The following is a 14,275-nucleotide window of genomic DNA, read 5'->3' on the forward strand; positions in this document are numbered from 1 at the left end:
TTAACGGAACACCGGCGGTTCGGGGCCGTCCGTCGACAAGAGGCGGGGCAGGTCGCGACAATCCGCCAAATCGTCGATCCCGAGGACGAGTTGCGCGACCCCCGCCACCCTTTCGGCGGGCAGCGCCATGCGGGCAAGCTGGCGGAACTTGTCCTGAATATCCGCCTCGGGCATCGGCCGCTCGGTCGAGCCGGTGGCCCGCGGGACCATGGCGGTGTGCTGGGTTCCGTCGGCGAAGGTCAACGTGACTTCGGGTTCGCTCATCTGGTCCATCGCCGCATCCGGATGGAAGCGGATCAGCGGAAGAAGCGCGTTGATGCGGTCGTCATTGCGCATCGCGGCGGAATATTGCGCCAGCCCGACCTGCCCGAAGGTGACCAGAGCGGCCAGCGCATAACCAAGGCTCATCTGCGCGCCGGCCAGCGTATCCAGCCGGGCGGTGCCGCACATGTCCATCAGAAACGGGCTGAGACGCAGGTCGATCGCCCGGATCGCGGCCGGCGACTGCCCGGTTTCGGCCAGCAGGTCCGCCACCGCGTCCACTGCCGAATGCGCCCCGCGGCAGGCGGCATAGGGCTTGAGCGAGGCCCGCTCGATCATCCAATCCGCGCCCAGATCGCGGGACAAGGCCGAAACCTCGCCCTGTCCCTGAACGAAACATTCGAAGAACCCGCCCCAGACCGGATCGAAGACCCGGCCCGGTCCGCTGATTCCGGCCCGCACCAGATCGGCGGCCAGCAACCCGCCCTCGGCGGCGCGCCCGGCGTGGATCTTTTTGGCCTGAGAGCCGTCATGAATGAACGCCCACAGCCCCGACGAAAAGCTGGTGGCAAGCGAGATCGCCTGCCGCGTGGCCTCGGCGTCATAGCCGCGCAGCCGCGCGACTGCCGCGGCGGCGGCCAGTGGGCCGCAGGTCCCGGTCGAATGCCAGCCGGCGCCATTGTGGACGCCATAGCCGCCCGAGGCATCCAGCACCCGGCGCCCGACTTCATAGCCCGCAACCACGGCGCACAGGAAATCTTCGCCACGGACGGGCGTATCCGCCTCGGCCATCGCTGCAAGCATGGCGGGCAGAATGACCGCGCCGGTGTGGTCGCAGCCTCCGCAATCATCCAGTTCAAAGACATGGGCGGCGACGCCGTTGACCAGCGCCGCATCGCGCGGGCTGACCTCGCGGGCGCTGCCCAGCAAAAGCGCCCGCCCCGCGGCGGGGGCAAGGTTGCGCGCGATGCGGAACTCGGCCGAACAGGTGCCGGCAAGCATCGCGCCAAGCGTATCCAGCAGATGCAGCCGGGTCCGCTGGACGACCCGCGCCGGCAGATCGCGAAGCCGCAGCCCGGCGCAAAAGCCCGCCAGCGCCTCGATATGCCGAGAGCCGGCGAACGGCGCGTCTTCGCCGGTTGAAAGGGTGTTGGATGCCATCGAAAAACCCGTGGAGAGGGCGGCCCGATACCGGGACCGGGCCGCCATATGACCTTATCTTACTTGACCGCTTCGCCGTTGATCAGCGGCGCATCGACCATGCTGCCGGCCAGCTTGTACTTGTCGAAGATCGCCTTGTATTCGCCCGATTTGATCAACTCGGCCAGCGCGGCGGCAAAGGCGTCGCGCAATTCGGGTTCCTGTTTGGAAAATCCGATGCCCTGATACACTTCGGTAAAGGGTTCGCCGATGATGACATAGGTGTCCGGCTCGAGCTCGGTCAGATAGGGCAGCGTTTCCGAACCCTGAACCGCGCCATCCAGACGCCCCTGCTTCAGTTGCGTGCGAGCGTCGGCCGAACCTTCGGTGCCAACGATCTCCAGCGCGGGCTTGCCGTTCGCCTCGCAATTCGCCGCGCTCCATTTCGCGGCCTCGTCGGGGAACGAGGTTCGGCGGCTCATCCCCACCTTCTTGCCGCAGAAATCGGTCATTTCCTTGATCTCGGCGGCGTTCTTGGTCGAGGTATAGAACTGCGCGCCCGAGCGCATGTAGTCGACGAAATCCATCGTCTCGCGGCGGGCGGGCAGGTCGCTCATCCCGCTCAGGATCAGGTCGACGCGGCCGGTGTTCAGCGACGAGACCATCTGTTCAAAACCGATCTCGGACCATTCGATTTCGGTGCCCAACTGTTTGGCCAGCGCGGCGCCAAGGTCGATGTCGACCCCCATCAGCTCGTTCGTGGCCGGGTCGCGGTATTCCATGGGCGGATAGTTCGGGGTGTTGGCGACGACCAGCTTGCCTTTTTCGGCGAATTTCGCTGGCAGTTCGGCATGGGCCGTGGCGGCGACCATGCAGGCCGAAGCGCAAAGCAGCAGTTTCAACATGTGTTGGTTCCTTCCCATTGGTTTGCTTGCTGGTTTCAGGATCGGCGGACGGCGCGGATGAAATCTGCCGTCCGCGGGTTGTCCGGCTGGCTGAGTATCCGGGCCGAGGGACCATGCTCGATCAGCTTGCCGCCGTCCATGAAGGCGGTGTTGTTGCTGACGTTGCGGGCAAAGCCCATTTCATGCGTGACCACGATCATCGTCATGCCCGAGGCGGCAAGGTCGTTCATCACGTCAAGCACCTCGGAGACAAGTTCCGGGTCAAGCGCCGAGGTTGGTTCGTCAAACAGAATAAGCGAGGGCCGCATGCCAAGGGCCCGGGCGATCGCGACGCGCTGCTGCTGGCCGCCGGAAAGCTCTGCCGGATAATTGCCCGCCTTTTCGGCAAGCCCGACGCTGGCCAGCAACGCAAGGGCGTGTTCGCGGGCGGCCTTGGGCGTTTCGCCCAGCACATGCACCGGGCCTTCGGTCACGTTTTCAAGCGCGGTCTTGTGCGGGAACAGGTTGAAGCGCTGAAAGACCATGCCGATGCCGCGCCGCTGACGGGCGATCTGGGCGTCGTTCATCTCATACAGCTTGTCGCCCTCGCGCCGGTATCCGATCAGCTCGCCATTGGCCCAGATCGCGCCGGAATCGATCCGTTCCAGCAGGTTGATGCAGCGCAGAAACGTGCTTTTGCCGGAACCGGAGGGCCCGATGATGCAGCAGACCTCGCCCTTGCGGACTTCGAGGTTCACGTTGTCGAGCGCCTTGAAGTCGCCGAAGGTTTTGCTGACATCGACGGCCTTGACCAGAATTTCATCGCTCATCCCCCGGCTCCTACAGCTTGGTGCGGCCGCGGGTGCCGCGGGCATAATGGCGTTCGATCCGGGACTGGATCATCGACAGCACCGTGACGATGACCAGATACCAGAAGCTTGCGACCAGCAGCAGTTCCAGCACGCGGGTATTGGCGTAATAGATGACCTGCGCGTTGTGCAGGATCTCGGAATACTGGATGACCGAGGCGAGCGAGGTCAGCTTGACCATGCTGATCACCTCGTTCCCGACCGGCGGCACCATGACCCGCATCGCCTGCGGCAGGACGATGCGGCGCAGCGCCTGCATGCCGGTCATGCCGATGGTCCGGGCTGCCTCGTACTGGCCGGTGTCGACGGACAGAAGGCCGCTGCGCACCACCTCGGAGGTATAGGCGCCCTGCTGGATGCCAAGGCCCAGCATCGCGGCGACGAAGGGCGTCATCACGTCGACCGTGTTGAACGAGAACAACCCCGGGATACCGATGGTCGGAAAGATCAGCGCCAGATTGAACCACAGCAAAAGCTGCAACAGCGCCGGCGCGCTGCGGAAGATCCAGACATAGATCAGCCCGATCCATTCCAGCACCGGGTTGCCCGAAATGCGCATGATCGCGATGACGACGCCCAGCACGATGCCCAGGGACATGGCGCAGACGGTCATGAGAAGCGTGTTCCAGATGCCCTTGACGATCGCCGGGGCGAACAGGAACTGCCCCACCACCGACCATTCGATCTGACCGACCACGAAGGCGCGGATCAGAAGCGCGACCAGCAAAAGCACGATCGCGGCCGAGATCATGCGCCCGTAATGCCGGCGCGGCACCAGCGTCAGGTGGGCGATGTCATGGGCGGCCCGGTTCGACTGGGGAAGATCAATATTGCTCATTGTGCCGGCGCCTTCGCGGCATCCAGCGCGGCGCCGCTGGGCACGACCTTGACCCAGTCGCGCTGTGCGTCGCAGGTCTTGCGGAACTCGGCCAGTTGTTCGCGCACCCGGACCGGCGCGGTCCCCCCCACGCCGCTGCGCGCGGCCAGCGCCCGTCGCGGGTCGATGACCTTCAGCACCTCGGGTTTCAACGCGTCGTCGATCTTGGGCAGGTCGTCGGCGGTCAGCCCGTCAAGCTCGATCCCGCGCTCCTCGCAATAGCGGACGGTGGCGCCGGAAATCTCATGGGCGTGCGAGAACGGGATGCCTTGGCGGACCAGCCAGTCGGCGACCTCGGTCGCAAGGGTGAAGCCGCGGGGGGCGTCCATCGCCATGCGCTCGGTGTCAAAGCGCAGGGTGGCGACCATGCCGGCAAAGGCGGGCAGGATCAGCTCCAGCAGGTCGAGCGTCTCGAACAGGTTGCGCTTGTCTTCGACCAGATCGCGGTTATAGGCCAAGGGCATCGCCTTCAGCGTCGCCAGCATTCCCGCCAGATTGCCGATCATCGTGCCAGACATGCCGCGGGTCAGCTCGGCGATATCCGGGTTCTTCTTCTGCGGCATGATCGACGAGCCGGTCGAATAGGCGTCGTCCAGTCTGGCCCATGCGAACTGGCGCGAGGCCCAGATGCAGATTTCCTCGGACAGGCGCGACAGGTTGACCCCCAGCATGGCGGTGGCGAACAGGAATTCGGCCACCACGTCGCGGCTGGCGACCGCGTCGATCGAGTTTTCGCAGGGGCGCGCGAAACCCAGATCGCGGGCCGAGGCCATGCTGTCGCCGACAAAGGCGGTGCCGGCCAGCGCGCCCGCGCCCAGCGGCCCACGATCGAACCGCCGGTCCCAGTCGATCAGGCGCGAGATGTCGCGGCTGAGCGATTGCGCATGCGCCATCAGGTGGTGGCCAAGCGAGACCGGTTGCGCGGGCTGAAGATGGGTAAAGCCCGGCATCAGCGTGTCGACATGATCCTGCGCCTGTGCCAGCAGCGCATCCTGCACCTTCAGCACCAGCGCCGAAAGGCTGCGGGCTTTTCGCCGCAGATAAATGCGGGTGTTGTTCGCGGTCTGGTCATTGCGCGAGCGGCCGGCGCGCAGCTTGCCGCCAAGCGGGCCCAGCCGCTCGATCAGCAGCCGTTCATGGAAGGTGTGGACATCCTCGTCGGCCGGGGTGGGTGTTTCGCGGCCGGCGGCGACATCGGCCCCGATCGCGTCCAGCGTTTCCAGCATCCTGCCAAGCTCGTCCGCCGTCAGCACACCGGCGCGTTCAAGTTCCCGGGCATGGGCGCGAGAGCCGGCCAGATCCTCGGGCGAGAGGCGGAAGAAACTGGCCGGGCTGCGCGACAGGGCGGTCAGTTCGGCCGAGGGCCCGCTGGCGAAGCGTCCGCCCCACAGAAGGTTTGACTGCTTGCTCACGGCGTTCTCCTTGCGGCTGGAATGTGACGTGACCATGACTGTTGCGCGCGGATCGAGACTTGCACAAACGCAAAGAATCACTAGGGTTATGACAAAATCGACTAGCGGACGCCGATCTGTATGCCGTTGCGTCATCCTTTTGCCCCGATGCCGTCGATGACGGCGCTGCGCGTGATGCTGGCGATCGCGCAGCGCGGCTCGACCACGGCGGCGGCAGAAAGCATCAACCTGTCGCAAAGCGCGGTCAGCAAACAGCTTTTGAAGCTTGAATCGCAGCTTGGCGGGCAGGTTTTCGCCCGGCTGCCCAGCGGCATGGTGCCGACCCGGCTTGGCCGCATCTACATCGAACAGGCGCGTATCGCGATCAAAGCGATGGACGACGCCGCCTTTCAGGCGCGCCAACTGCAACCCGATCCGAACACGCTGCGGCTGAAGCTGCTGCCGATCTTCGGCGACCGCTGGCTTTTGCCCCGGGTGCAGGAGTTCAATCAGAAGAACCCCAGCATCGACATTCAATATACGACCTTCTCGACCCAGAACCCGGGCGATCAGCCGGACGGATTTTTCCGCTTCGGCCCGGGTCCGTTCCCCGACGAGGACGCGCTTTATCTGTTCGGGCGCGATGTGTGGCTGGTCTGCGCGCCGTCTTATCTGGCGCGTCAGGGCAATCCGCAAACGCTGGAACAACTGGCGCGCTGCAACATCTTCGAGCATCCGGGCACGCCGCTGCACTGGTCCGATCTGGTGCGCTGGCACGGACAACCAGAGCTTCGGGCCCAGAACATCGCGCGTTTCGACTATTACACGCTGGTTTTGCGGGCGGCGATCTCGGGGCAGGGGCTGGCGCTGGTGCCGCCGCAACTGGTCGAGGCCGAGTTTGCCGCCGGTCAGTTGGTCAATCCCGGCGGCATCGGCTATGCCTCGGACATCGGGTATTGGTTCACCATGCCGCTGGACCGCAAGCCATCGCCGGCGCTGCGCCTGTTCCGGGGCTGGTTGCAGGGCATCAGCCAGACCGACGGAGATGGCGGGCGATAACCACCCATGCGCGGCATGTCCGGGGAACTGCTGCCGCCGGGCGGTCCGTCGTGAACGAGGGCGCGGTCAATCCGGCGTGTCGCCGCCCGAATAGATCACATAGATCTTGCGGGTCTGCTCCAGAATCTCCCAGGTGCCTTTCCAGCCGCGCGGCAGCATGATCGCATCGCCGGGGCCAAGCGTGACCCTTGTGCCGTCCAGATGGGTCATCACGATCCGGCCTTGCAGGAAATGACAGAATTCGGCGGCTTGCGAACGGTCGGCCGTGAACCTGCCCGGCGTGGCTTCCCATATGCCGATGTCCAGCTTGCCATCGGGCGTCGTGTAAAGCGATTTCGCGGCCTCCTTCTGGCCGGGATTCAGCGTCGTGGGCTTGTCGGACCACGCGCCGATATCGATTCCGGCAAGGGCGGCGAAGGTGGAAAGATCAGTCATTGTGTCGCTTTCGTTGTGATGCATGTTTCTCAGCGCCCGGTGATGCGGTTGGCAAGCGTGGCCAGACGCGAGGTCTTGCGTCCGCCTCCGGCCCGTTCGTTCCGGTCGGCCAGATGGTACAGCCAGTACATCGTGTGCACCCCCAGCCAGCGCAATGGTTCGGGTTCCCATTTGCGCGGCCGCCGGTTGACCCAAGGCAGGCCGGTGCGCTCGGTGGTCTTGTCCAGCAGCAGATCGGCCAGCGTCTGCCCCGAGAAATTCGAGGTCGAGACCCCAAGCCCGACATAGCCCCCGGCCCAGGCAATGCCGCTGTCCGCATCCAGCCCCGAGGTCGTGCACCAGTCGCGCGGGACGCCCAGCACCCCGCACCAGGCATGATCCAGCCGCAAGGGACGGGTCTGCGGCAGCATCCGGTACAGGATTTCCTTCAGCTTCTCGATCGTTTCCAGTTGCGTCTGGCCCCGCACATCGGTTTTTGAACCGTAGCGATAGGGGACACCGCGGCCACCCATCGCGATGCGATTGCCGCGCGTGCGCTGGGCATAGCAATAGGCGTGTGACGCGTCGCCCAGCAATTCGTATCCGTCCCAGCCGATTTCCCGCCACAGCGCATCGGGCACGGGTTCTGTGACCACGATGGCGCTGTTCATCGGGATCCACTCGCGTTCATTGCCGGGGATGCCGTGGGTAAAGCCCTCGGTCGCGCGGACGATCCGCTGGGCGCGGACGGTGCCCCGATTGGTGGTGACGACGCCCTTGCCGATCCGCGTGACGGTGGTCTGTTCATAGATCTTCACGCCGCGCCGCTCGACCACCTCGGCCAGCCCGCGCACCAGCTTGGCGGGCTGGATGCGGGCAACGTTATGGCGGACCAGCGCGCCTTGAGCGTTTGCGACGTTGATGCGGGCCTTGGCCTCGGCGGCGCCGATCAGTTCGATCCGGTCGGTCGGGACATCCCATGCGCGCGCCTCGGCATAGCTTGCCTCAAGACGCTCAAGCTGCGCCGGAGAGCAGGCGTAGGTCAGCAGGTCGGTCATGCGGAAATCGCAGTCGATGCCTTCCTTTTCGGTGACGCGCTTCACCTCGGCCACGGTGCCGCGCAACTGGCGTTCAAAGTCGATGACGCCCTCGCGGCTGCCGCTGGACAGGTATTTCTGCCGGCTCCAGGCGAATTCGCCCGTGCACCAGCCGCCGTTGCGGCCCGAGGCGCCGAAGCCCGCGAATTCCTTTTCGATGACGGCGATCGACAGGTCGGGCCGGGCCTCGGTCAGGTAATAGGCCGTCCAAAGCCCGGTAAAGCCGCCGCCGACGATACAGATATCCACGTCGATGTCGCCGGGCAGCGGCGGGCGATAGCCCGGAACCCCGCCGATGTCGGCATACCAGAATGAAATATCGCCGTTCTTGATCTCGTTCATTTCCGCTTTCCACAAATAGCGTTCCGATGTCCGCCTTAATGGCCGCCGACTTAATGGCCGCCGACCGAGCCATCGTCGGTCAGCAGCTTTCCGTCTTTCGGCATCCAGCCCAGTTCGATCTCGCTGCCGATGGCGAAAGGTTCGTCCGCCATGGCGGTTCTCGCCACGACGGCGGTGCCATCGGCCAGCACGACCTCGTATTTCATCGCCGAGCCCAGATAGATCACCTCACGCACACGCCCGCGCAGCAGATTGCTGCGCCCGTCGACGGCCCCGGTTCCCGGGCGTTGCACCGTCACATCCTCGGGGCGCAGCAGGATCACCTGATCGCCCGCGTCCCGGGGGCGGCCGGGGGCGGTGACCGTGGCATCGCCGATCCGCAGGGCCGTGTCGTCGCCTGCCGCGCGATGCGGGCCGCGCAGGATCGAGCTTTCGCCGATGAACTGGCCGACGAACAGGGTTTTTGGTTCGCTGTAAAGCTGATGGCCGGTGCCGATCTGCTCGATGCGGCCCTTGTTGAACACCGCGATCCGGTCCGACAGAACCAGCGCCTCTTCCTGATCATGGGTGACATAGACGAAGGTCGAGCCGAGCTCGCGGTGAATGCGGCGGATTTCCAGCTGAAGCGCCTCGCGCAGCTTCTTGTCCAGCGCCCCGAGCGGCTCGTCCATCAAAAGGACCGTCGGGTCGAAAACCATCGCCCGCGCCAGCGCCACCCGCTGTTGCTGACCGCCCGACAACTCGGACGGGTAGCGATGCGCGAAATCGGTCAGATGCACCTTGGCCAGCGTCTCGGCGACCATACGGTCACGATCGGCCCGGGCAATGCCGCGCTGACGCAGCGGATAGGCCACGTTCCTGGCCACCGTCATATGGGGGAACAGGGCGTAATGCTGAAACACCACGCCGATGTTGCGCTTATGCGCCGGGACGTTGACGATCGACCGCTCACCCAGACGGATCTCGCCGCGGCTGATCTCGGTGAAGCCGGCGATCAGGTTCAGGGTCGTCGTCTTGCCCGATCCCGAGGGGCCGAGGAACGACATGAACTCGCCCGGCTCGACTCGCAGGCTGATATCGTCCAGCGCGACGAAATTGCCATAGAGCTTGCTGCATCCCTGAATGTCGATGGCGGTGCCTTTGGGTGTTGTCGTCATTGCCTTCTGCCTTTGCGGACCCCGAACAGAAGCCCGGCTCCGATAATCACCGAGGTGGTCAGGAAAATCAGCGACCCGACGGCGGCGACCGTCGGATCGGCGTCGCGGGTCATGGATGAAAAGATCTGGACCGGCAGGGTTTTCAACTGCGGGCTGGTGATGAAAAGCGAAACGATCACCTCGTCGAATGAGGTGACGAACGCGAAAAGCGCGCCCGAAAGAATGCCGGGCAGAATCAGCGGCAGGGTGACGGTGAAAAACGTGGTCAGCCGCGACGCGCCAAGGCTTGCCGCCGCCGTCTCCAGCCGCTGGTCGAAGACGGCAAGGTTCGCGCCGACGGCGATGACCACGAACGGCACCGCCAGAAGCGTATGGGCCAGCACATAGCCGATCCATGTGCCGACCAGCCGGGTGTCCAGATAGACGGCATAGATGCCGACCGCGAGCACCACCCCCGGCACGATCATCGGGGTGATCAGAAGCGCGCGGATGATGCCCCCCGCCCGGCTTCGCATCCGTTCGATCCCCATCGCGGCCAGGGTGCCGATGATCGTGGCCGTCGCTGATACCATCACCGCAACCTTCAGCGAGACGACGAAGCTGTCGAACCACTGGGGATTGGTGAAGAAATTCCTGTACCACTGGGTCGAAAACCCGGTAGGCGGGAACACCAGCGATTTCTTGTCGGCGAAAGACATCGGGATCACGACCAGCGTGGGCGCGACCAGCCAGACCGCGATCATCAGGCAGGTCAGTCCCAGAAGCAGCTTGGACAGGGCCCGCGCGCTCATCGGCTGCCCCCGCTGATCTGATACCTGCGTTTCATAAACGGACTGGCGACGGCCAGAAGGCCAAAGGTCGCCACCAGCAGCACGACCCCCATCGCCCCGCCACGGCCCCAGTTCAGCAGCGACAGAACCTGTTGCTGGACCAGCGTCGACAGCATGGTCGAGGACGGACCGCCCAGCAGAAGCGGGGTGATGTAAAAGCCCAGCGACAGGATAAAGACGATGGTGGCGCCGGCAAAGACGCCGGGCAGCGACAGCGGCAGATAAATCTGGAAGAAGGTCTTGACCGGATGCGCGCCAAGGCTGCGGGCGGCCTGCAAAAGCCGCAGATCTATGCCCCGCATCACCGCGTACAGGGGCATGATCATGAACGGCAAAAGCACCTGCGTCATGCCGATGGTCACGCCAAGCTGGGTGCGGATCAGACGCAGCTTCTCGAACCCGAGCGACAGCAGGATCTTGTTGATGACCCCCGAATCCTGCAACAGGATCACCCAGGCAAGCGTGCGCACCACGCCTGAAACCCAGAACGGCACCAGCACGCACATGATCAGAAAAAGCCTGACTTTCGGACCGGCGGCCGTCATCGCGAAGGCATAGGGATAGGCGGTCAGCACGCAGCAAAGCGTCACCCAGAACGCGATGCTGAAGGTCCGCAGAAGCACCGTGATGTTGACCTTGGTCCCGAAGAACCAGACATAGTTCTGAAGCCCCGGCGCGGGTTCGGTAAAGCTGCGCAGCACCACGACGCCCAGCGGCACCGCCATGACCAGCAGCAGAACAGCCAGTGCGGGCAGCGTCAGAAGAACGGGGCCGCGCGGGAACGGAATGGCGGATCGGAACGACATGATGGCCCTACTGGAAAGCGTGCAACGTCGATGGCCGGGACTTGGCCGGGGACAGGCTTTCCCCGGCCATGGTCGCGATCAGCGGTCTAGTTACCAGCGATGAACTCGGCCCATTTGCTGGTGAGCTCATCGAAATTCTCGACCCAATAAGGGACGTTCTGGTTATAGGCCATCGCCTGCTTTTCGGGCGTATTGGTCATGAACGCGGCGGTCAGTTCATCGACCTTCGGCTGCGCATCGACGTTGATCGGCGAATATGAGGTGGCTTCCGCCATGATCTCCTGCGCCTGCTTGCCCAGATAGGCGTTGATCAGGGCATAGGAGGCATCGGGATCCTTGGCGCCGACCGGGATCGTCAACTGATCCTTGACCACCACCCAATCCTGCCACACCGGGGCGTAGTTCGCGCCGTTGGCCAGTGCGGCCTTGCCGCGGCCGGACCAGACCATGACCATGTCGGCCTCGCCCGATTCGATCATCTGCTGGCTTTCGGCGCCGGTGGTCCAGGGGATCAGATTGTCGCGGATGCTGCGCCATTTGTTCAGGCCGCGATCAATATCGGCGGGGAACAGATCCTCTGTCTTGACGCCGTCGTTCAGCAACCCCAGCTCGATCATGTAGCCTTCGGGATCGGCGTAGCCGGGAATGCCGCGGGTGCCGGGAAACTTCTCGACATCGAAGAAATCGGCCCAGTTCTTCGGCGGGTTATCGCCGTATTTGTCCTTGTTATACAGATACATGACGGCATAGTTCATTGCCGGAACGCTGCATTCGCCGACCTGACCCTCGGGGACTTTGGACACGTCCAGCTTGGTCATGTCCAGCTTCTGGAACAGGGTGCCGCAATGGACGAAGGGCATATAGTCCCCGGTATCGACCACGTCCCACATGACATTGCCGGATTCGACCTGTGCCTGAACCTTGGCAAGCTCGGTCGGCCCGTCGGACAGCAGCTCGACCCCGGATTTCTGGACGAAATCCGCCAGCGCCTTTTCCTGCCCCTCCTGATAGACGCCGCCATAGGACACGAAGGTCATCGTCTTGCCCTTAAGCGACCCTTCGGCCACGTCGCCCGCGACCACCTGGGCGTTCGCGGCATGTCCAAGCGCCACGACCAGCACCAGCGGCAATCCGGCGCGAAGCGTCCCTGTCATCTTTGCCATGCGTTTCATCAATAAATGCCTCCCTGCATTTTGAATGATTCTCGGTCAGTCCGGCGGTGTGTCTGCGGGCCGGCGCATGCGCTCGCGACCCGTGGACTTGAAGGCGTCCAGATAGGTCGCCGTCGACGTCGGGGGTGAGATGATATAGATGACCTCGGCAAGGTCGGCGCCGATGTTGACCACGCGATGCGGCACCGCGCTGGAATATTCGATATTGTCGCCCTTGAACAACTCATAGGTCTGATCGCCCAGTTGCAGGCGGATATGACCTTGGATCACCAGAAGCATCTCAAGCGAGTCGCCGTGGGAATAAAGCTCGTCTCCCGACGACGCCCCGGGCTCGAACTCTGAAATATAGGTCTCGAAATGGGTCAGCGGTCGGCGCGAGATCAGGCTTTTGCGCTGGCCGTTCATCTCGGGCAGCATCGGGCGCTGATTGGCCCGCATGACACGTTCCCCGGGGGTGTCGACGTCGGCGAACAGCTCCGAGATCGAGGTGCCGTAGCAATTGGCGATGCGGATCAGCGTCGAGGTGCTGGCGCCGGTCAGGCCGCGTTCAAGCTGGCTTAGAAAGCTGGCCGAGGTGCCGGTCGCGTCGGCCAGCTGGCGCAGCGACAGCCCGTTGGCCTTGCGCAGCCGGCGCAGCCGTTCGGCCACCACCAATGCGGCGTCGCGGTCGGCACGGCTTTGGGCAAGATCGTCTTTCACCTGCATCGCCTGTCATCAGCCTGACCCGAAGGTCACTTAACAAGCGTGCAGTAGAATCAAACAGTTTTCAAGTAGGCAGTTCAAACGCGCCGAAATCCGCCGGATTGAACCTCGATGACGCGGCATCACCCCCATCGGGCCAGTGCCGCGCAGCCATGCAGCGCCGTGCCGGCATGGCCTTGTTCAATGGGCGGACGGCACGGCGAACCCCGCAAGCGGGATTCCACACATCAATGATTTGCGGGTCCGGCGTCTGCTGAAACGCGGGGCTAAACGCCCTCGACGATCAGCACATGCGCATCGCAAGCGCCAAGGCGATGCTGCCACGCCTGCTGATATTCGGGGGATTGATAGCATGCCCGGGCCGTGGCCAGATCGGCAAAGCGGATAATCACATGGCGTTGGTAGGGCGCCCCTTCAAAGGTTTCCGACGCACCGCCGCGCGCCAGAAACTCGGCCCCATATTTTGCAAATGCGGCCGGGGCGAGCGCCTGATAGCCCGCATAGGCCTCGGGGTCGGTCACGGTGACATGGGCGATCCAATAGGCGCTCATCAGCGGGACAGTTTTCTGGCCTGGGCCGCATCATCGGCAAGCAGCAACCGGTTGGCGATCGCCGCGGCCTCGGTCAGATGGTCACGGACGGCCTGCGCGGCGGTTTCGGGGTCATGGGACAGGATCGCCTCGGCGATCCGGCGCATCCGGGCCTGCCCCGAGATATGCCGTTCCTTGGAAGCCAGCGTCATCGACCGCAGGCGCGAGATACGGCCGTTGAGCCGGTGGACGATTTCCCAGGCGATATGATGGCCGGCGGCGTCGAAGATCACCTCATAGAAATGCGTCGAGGCATGGATCAGCCCTTGTGAATCGCCGTCGGCATAGGCGTTCTGCAAACCGTTCAGCGCCTCGTTCAGGCGCGCTGCCGTGGCGGCGTCGCAGTTTCGCGCGCAATCGGCCGCCGCCGCCGCCTCGAGCAGCAGACGGATGTCATAGATCTGCCGCGCGCGGTCCCAGTCCATGGTCGCCACGACCGGGCCGCCACGCGGCAGGATCTCGACCAGTTCCTCGGCCTCGAGATAGCGGATCGCCTCGCGCACGACCGAACGCGAGACGCCAAGCTGGTCGACCAGCGTCCGTTCAACCAGCCGATAACCCGAGGGCAATTGCCCCGAAACGATTGCGGAGCGCAGCCGTTCGACGGCGATTTCGCGGAGTTTCTGGGGCGGTTGCTCGATTCTGAGCCCGGCGAATTCATCCTTGGTCATGAACCGATCCTAT

General features: G+C 64.1%; 15 protein-coding genes. 1 reads left to right on the top strand and 14 read right to left on the bottom strand.

The genetic code is table 11. From position 1 onward, the window contains the following. Genes ACFSCT_RS02565 through argH form a run of 5 tightly spaced genes read right to left on the bottom strand, consistent with a single transcriptional unit; the run spans position 1 to position 5,443 of the window. Positions 1-1,422: an MmgE/PrpD family protein gene (locus ACFSCT_RS02565; protein ID WP_379139898.1), complete on the bottom strand. Its 1,422-nt coding sequence runs from the start codon at positions 1,420-1,422 to the stop codon at positions 1-3. A 59-nt stretch (positions 1,423-1,481) separates the two neighbouring features. Continuing rightward, the gene (locus ACFSCT_RS02570) at positions 1,482-2,306 is read right to left on the bottom strand and encodes an ABC transporter substrate-binding protein (RefSeq protein ID WP_379139900.1); all 825 of its coding nucleotides are present in this window, start codon (positions 2,304-2,306) and stop codon (positions 1,482-1,484) included. Between the two features lie 35 nt (positions 2,307-2,341). Then, on the bottom strand, positions 2,342-3,115 hold the full coding sequence (locus tag ACFSCT_RS02575) for an amino acid ABC transporter ATP-binding protein (protein ID WP_379139902.1): 774 nt from the start codon (positions 3,113-3,115) through the stop codon (positions 2,342-2,344). Positions 3,116-3,125: 10 nt separating this feature from the next. Continuing rightward, the gene (locus ACFSCT_RS02580) at positions 3,126-3,992 is read right to left on the bottom strand and encodes an amino acid ABC transporter permease (RefSeq protein ID WP_379139904.1); all 867 of its coding nucleotides are present in this window, start codon (positions 3,990-3,992) and stop codon (positions 3,126-3,128) included. Continuing rightward, entirely contained in the window at positions 3,989-5,443 is a 1,455-nt protein-coding gene (gene argH, locus ACFSCT_RS02585) for an argininosuccinate lyase (protein WP_379139906.1), read from the bottom strand. The genes ACFSCT_RS02580 and argH overlap by 4 nt, the downstream gene beginning before the upstream one ends. Positions 5,444-5,599: 156 nt before the next feature. Between argH and ACFSCT_RS02590 the strand changes: the two genes are divergently transcribed. Continuing rightward, positions 5,600-6,481 (top strand): LysR substrate-binding domain-containing protein, encoded by an 882-nt coding sequence (locus ACFSCT_RS02590; RefSeq protein WP_379139908.1) that lies wholly within the window; start codon positions 5,600-5,602, stop codon positions 6,479-6,481. Positions 6,482-6,547: 66 nt separating this feature from the next. On the opposite strand, the gene ACFSCT_RS02595 is transcribed toward ACFSCT_RS02590, so the two are convergent. From ACFSCT_RS02595 to ACFSCT_RS02635, 9 genes are all read right to left on the bottom strand, one after another. Then, on the bottom strand, positions 6,548-6,916 hold the full coding sequence (locus ACFSCT_RS02595; RefSeq protein WP_379139910.1) for a cupin domain-containing protein: 369 nt from the start codon (positions 6,914-6,916) through the stop codon (positions 6,548-6,550). A 29-nt stretch (positions 6,917-6,945) separates the two neighbouring features. Next, positions 6,946-8,334, bottom strand: coding sequence for an NAD(P)/FAD-dependent oxidoreductase (locus ACFSCT_RS02600; RefSeq protein WP_379139912.1), 1,389 nt, complete (start codon positions 8,332-8,334; stop codon positions 6,946-6,948). Between the two features lie 50 nt (positions 8,335-8,384). Then, on the bottom strand, positions 8,385-9,491 hold the full coding sequence (locus ACFSCT_RS02605) for an ABC transporter ATP-binding protein (protein ID WP_379139914.1): 1,107 nt from the start codon (positions 9,489-9,491) through the stop codon (positions 8,385-8,387). Next, a complete protein-coding gene (locus ACFSCT_RS02610) occupies positions 9,488-10,282 on the bottom strand; it encodes an ABC transporter permease (RefSeq protein ID WP_379139916.1) in 795 nt (264 codons plus the stop codon). Before ACFSCT_RS02610 ends, ACFSCT_RS02605 begins: the two co-directional genes overlap by 4 nt. Then, positions 10,279-11,127 (bottom strand): ABC transporter permease, encoded by an 849-nt coding sequence (locus ACFSCT_RS02615; RefSeq protein WP_379139918.1) that lies wholly within the window; start codon positions 11,125-11,127, stop codon positions 10,279-10,281. The genes ACFSCT_RS02610 and ACFSCT_RS02615 overlap by 4 nt, the downstream gene beginning before the upstream one ends. An 86-nt stretch (positions 11,128-11,213) precedes the next feature. Then, the gene (locus tag ACFSCT_RS02620) at positions 11,214-12,281 is read right to left on the bottom strand and encodes an extracellular solute-binding protein (protein ID WP_379139919.1); all 1,068 of its coding nucleotides are present in this window, start codon (positions 12,279-12,281) and stop codon (positions 11,214-11,216) included. 54 nt (positions 12,282-12,335) lie between these two features. Further along, a complete protein-coding gene (locus ACFSCT_RS02625) occupies positions 12,336-12,998 on the bottom strand; it encodes a helix-turn-helix domain-containing protein (RefSeq protein WP_379139920.1) in 663 nt (220 codons plus the stop codon). Between the two features lie 269 nt (positions 12,999-13,267). Beyond that, entirely contained in the window at positions 13,268-13,555 is a 288-nt protein-coding gene (locus ACFSCT_RS02630) for a DUF1330 domain-containing protein (RefSeq protein WP_379140053.1), read from the bottom strand. After that, positions 13,552-14,262 (bottom strand): GntR family transcriptional regulator, encoded by a 711-nt coding sequence (locus tag ACFSCT_RS02635; RefSeq protein WP_379139922.1) that lies wholly within the window; start codon positions 14,260-14,262, stop codon positions 13,552-13,554. The genes ACFSCT_RS02630 and ACFSCT_RS02635 overlap by 4 nt, the downstream gene beginning before the upstream one ends. Between the last annotated feature and the right edge of the window lie 13 nt (positions 14,263-14,275).

The sequence above is a fragment of the Paracoccus pacificus genome (genome assembly GCF_042680785.1).
Lineage (GTDB): Bacteria > Pseudomonadota > Alphaproteobacteria > Rhodobacterales > Rhodobacteraceae > Paracoccus > Paracoccus pacificus.

Bases quoted from the DNA above. Each gene is read 5' to 3' on its own strand.
- ACFSCT_RS02565 (WP_379139898.1), bottom strand. From the start codon at position 1,422: ATGGCATCCAACACCCTTTCAACCGGCGAAGACGCGCCGTTCGCCGGC.
- ACFSCT_RS02570 (WP_379139900.1), bottom strand. From the start codon at position 2,306: ATGTTGAAACTGCTGCTTTGCGCTTCGGCCTGCATGGTCGCCGCCACG.
- ACFSCT_RS02575 (WP_379139902.1), bottom strand. From the start codon at position 3,115: ATGAGCGATGAAATTCTGGTCAAGGCCGTCGATGTCAGCAAAACCTTC.
- ACFSCT_RS02580 (WP_379139904.1), bottom strand. From the start codon at position 3,992: ATGAGCAATATTGATCTTCCCCAGTCGAACCGGGCCGCCCATGACATC.
- ACFSCT_RS02590 (WP_379139908.1), top strand. From the start codon at position 5,600: ATGACGGCGCTGCGCGTGATGCTGGCGATCGCGCAGCGCGGCTCGACC.
- ACFSCT_RS02595 (WP_379139910.1), bottom strand. From the start codon at position 6,916: ATGACTGATCTTTCCACCTTCGCCGCCCTTGCCGGAATCGATATCGGC.
- ACFSCT_RS02600 (WP_379139912.1), bottom strand. From the start codon at position 8,334: ATGAACGAGATCAAGAACGGCGATATTTCATTCTGGTATGCCGACATC.
- ACFSCT_RS02605 (WP_379139914.1), bottom strand. From the start codon at position 9,491: ATGACGACAACACCCAAAGGCACCGCCATCGACATTCAGGGATGCAGC.
- ACFSCT_RS02610 (WP_379139916.1), bottom strand. From the start codon at position 10,282: ATGAGCGCGCGGGCCCTGTCCAAGCTGCTTCTGGGACTGACCTGCCTG.
- ACFSCT_RS02615 (WP_379139918.1), bottom strand. From the start codon at position 11,127: ATGTCGTTCCGATCCGCCATTCCGTTCCCGCGCGGCCCCGTTCTTCTG.
- ACFSCT_RS02620 (WP_379139919.1), bottom strand. From the start codon at position 12,281: ATGACAGGGACGCTTCGCGCCGGATTGCCGCTGGTGCTGGTCGTGGCG.
- ACFSCT_RS02635 (WP_379139922.1), bottom strand. From the start codon at position 14,262: ATGACCAAGGATGAATTCGCCGGGCTCAGAATCGAGCAACCGCCCCAG.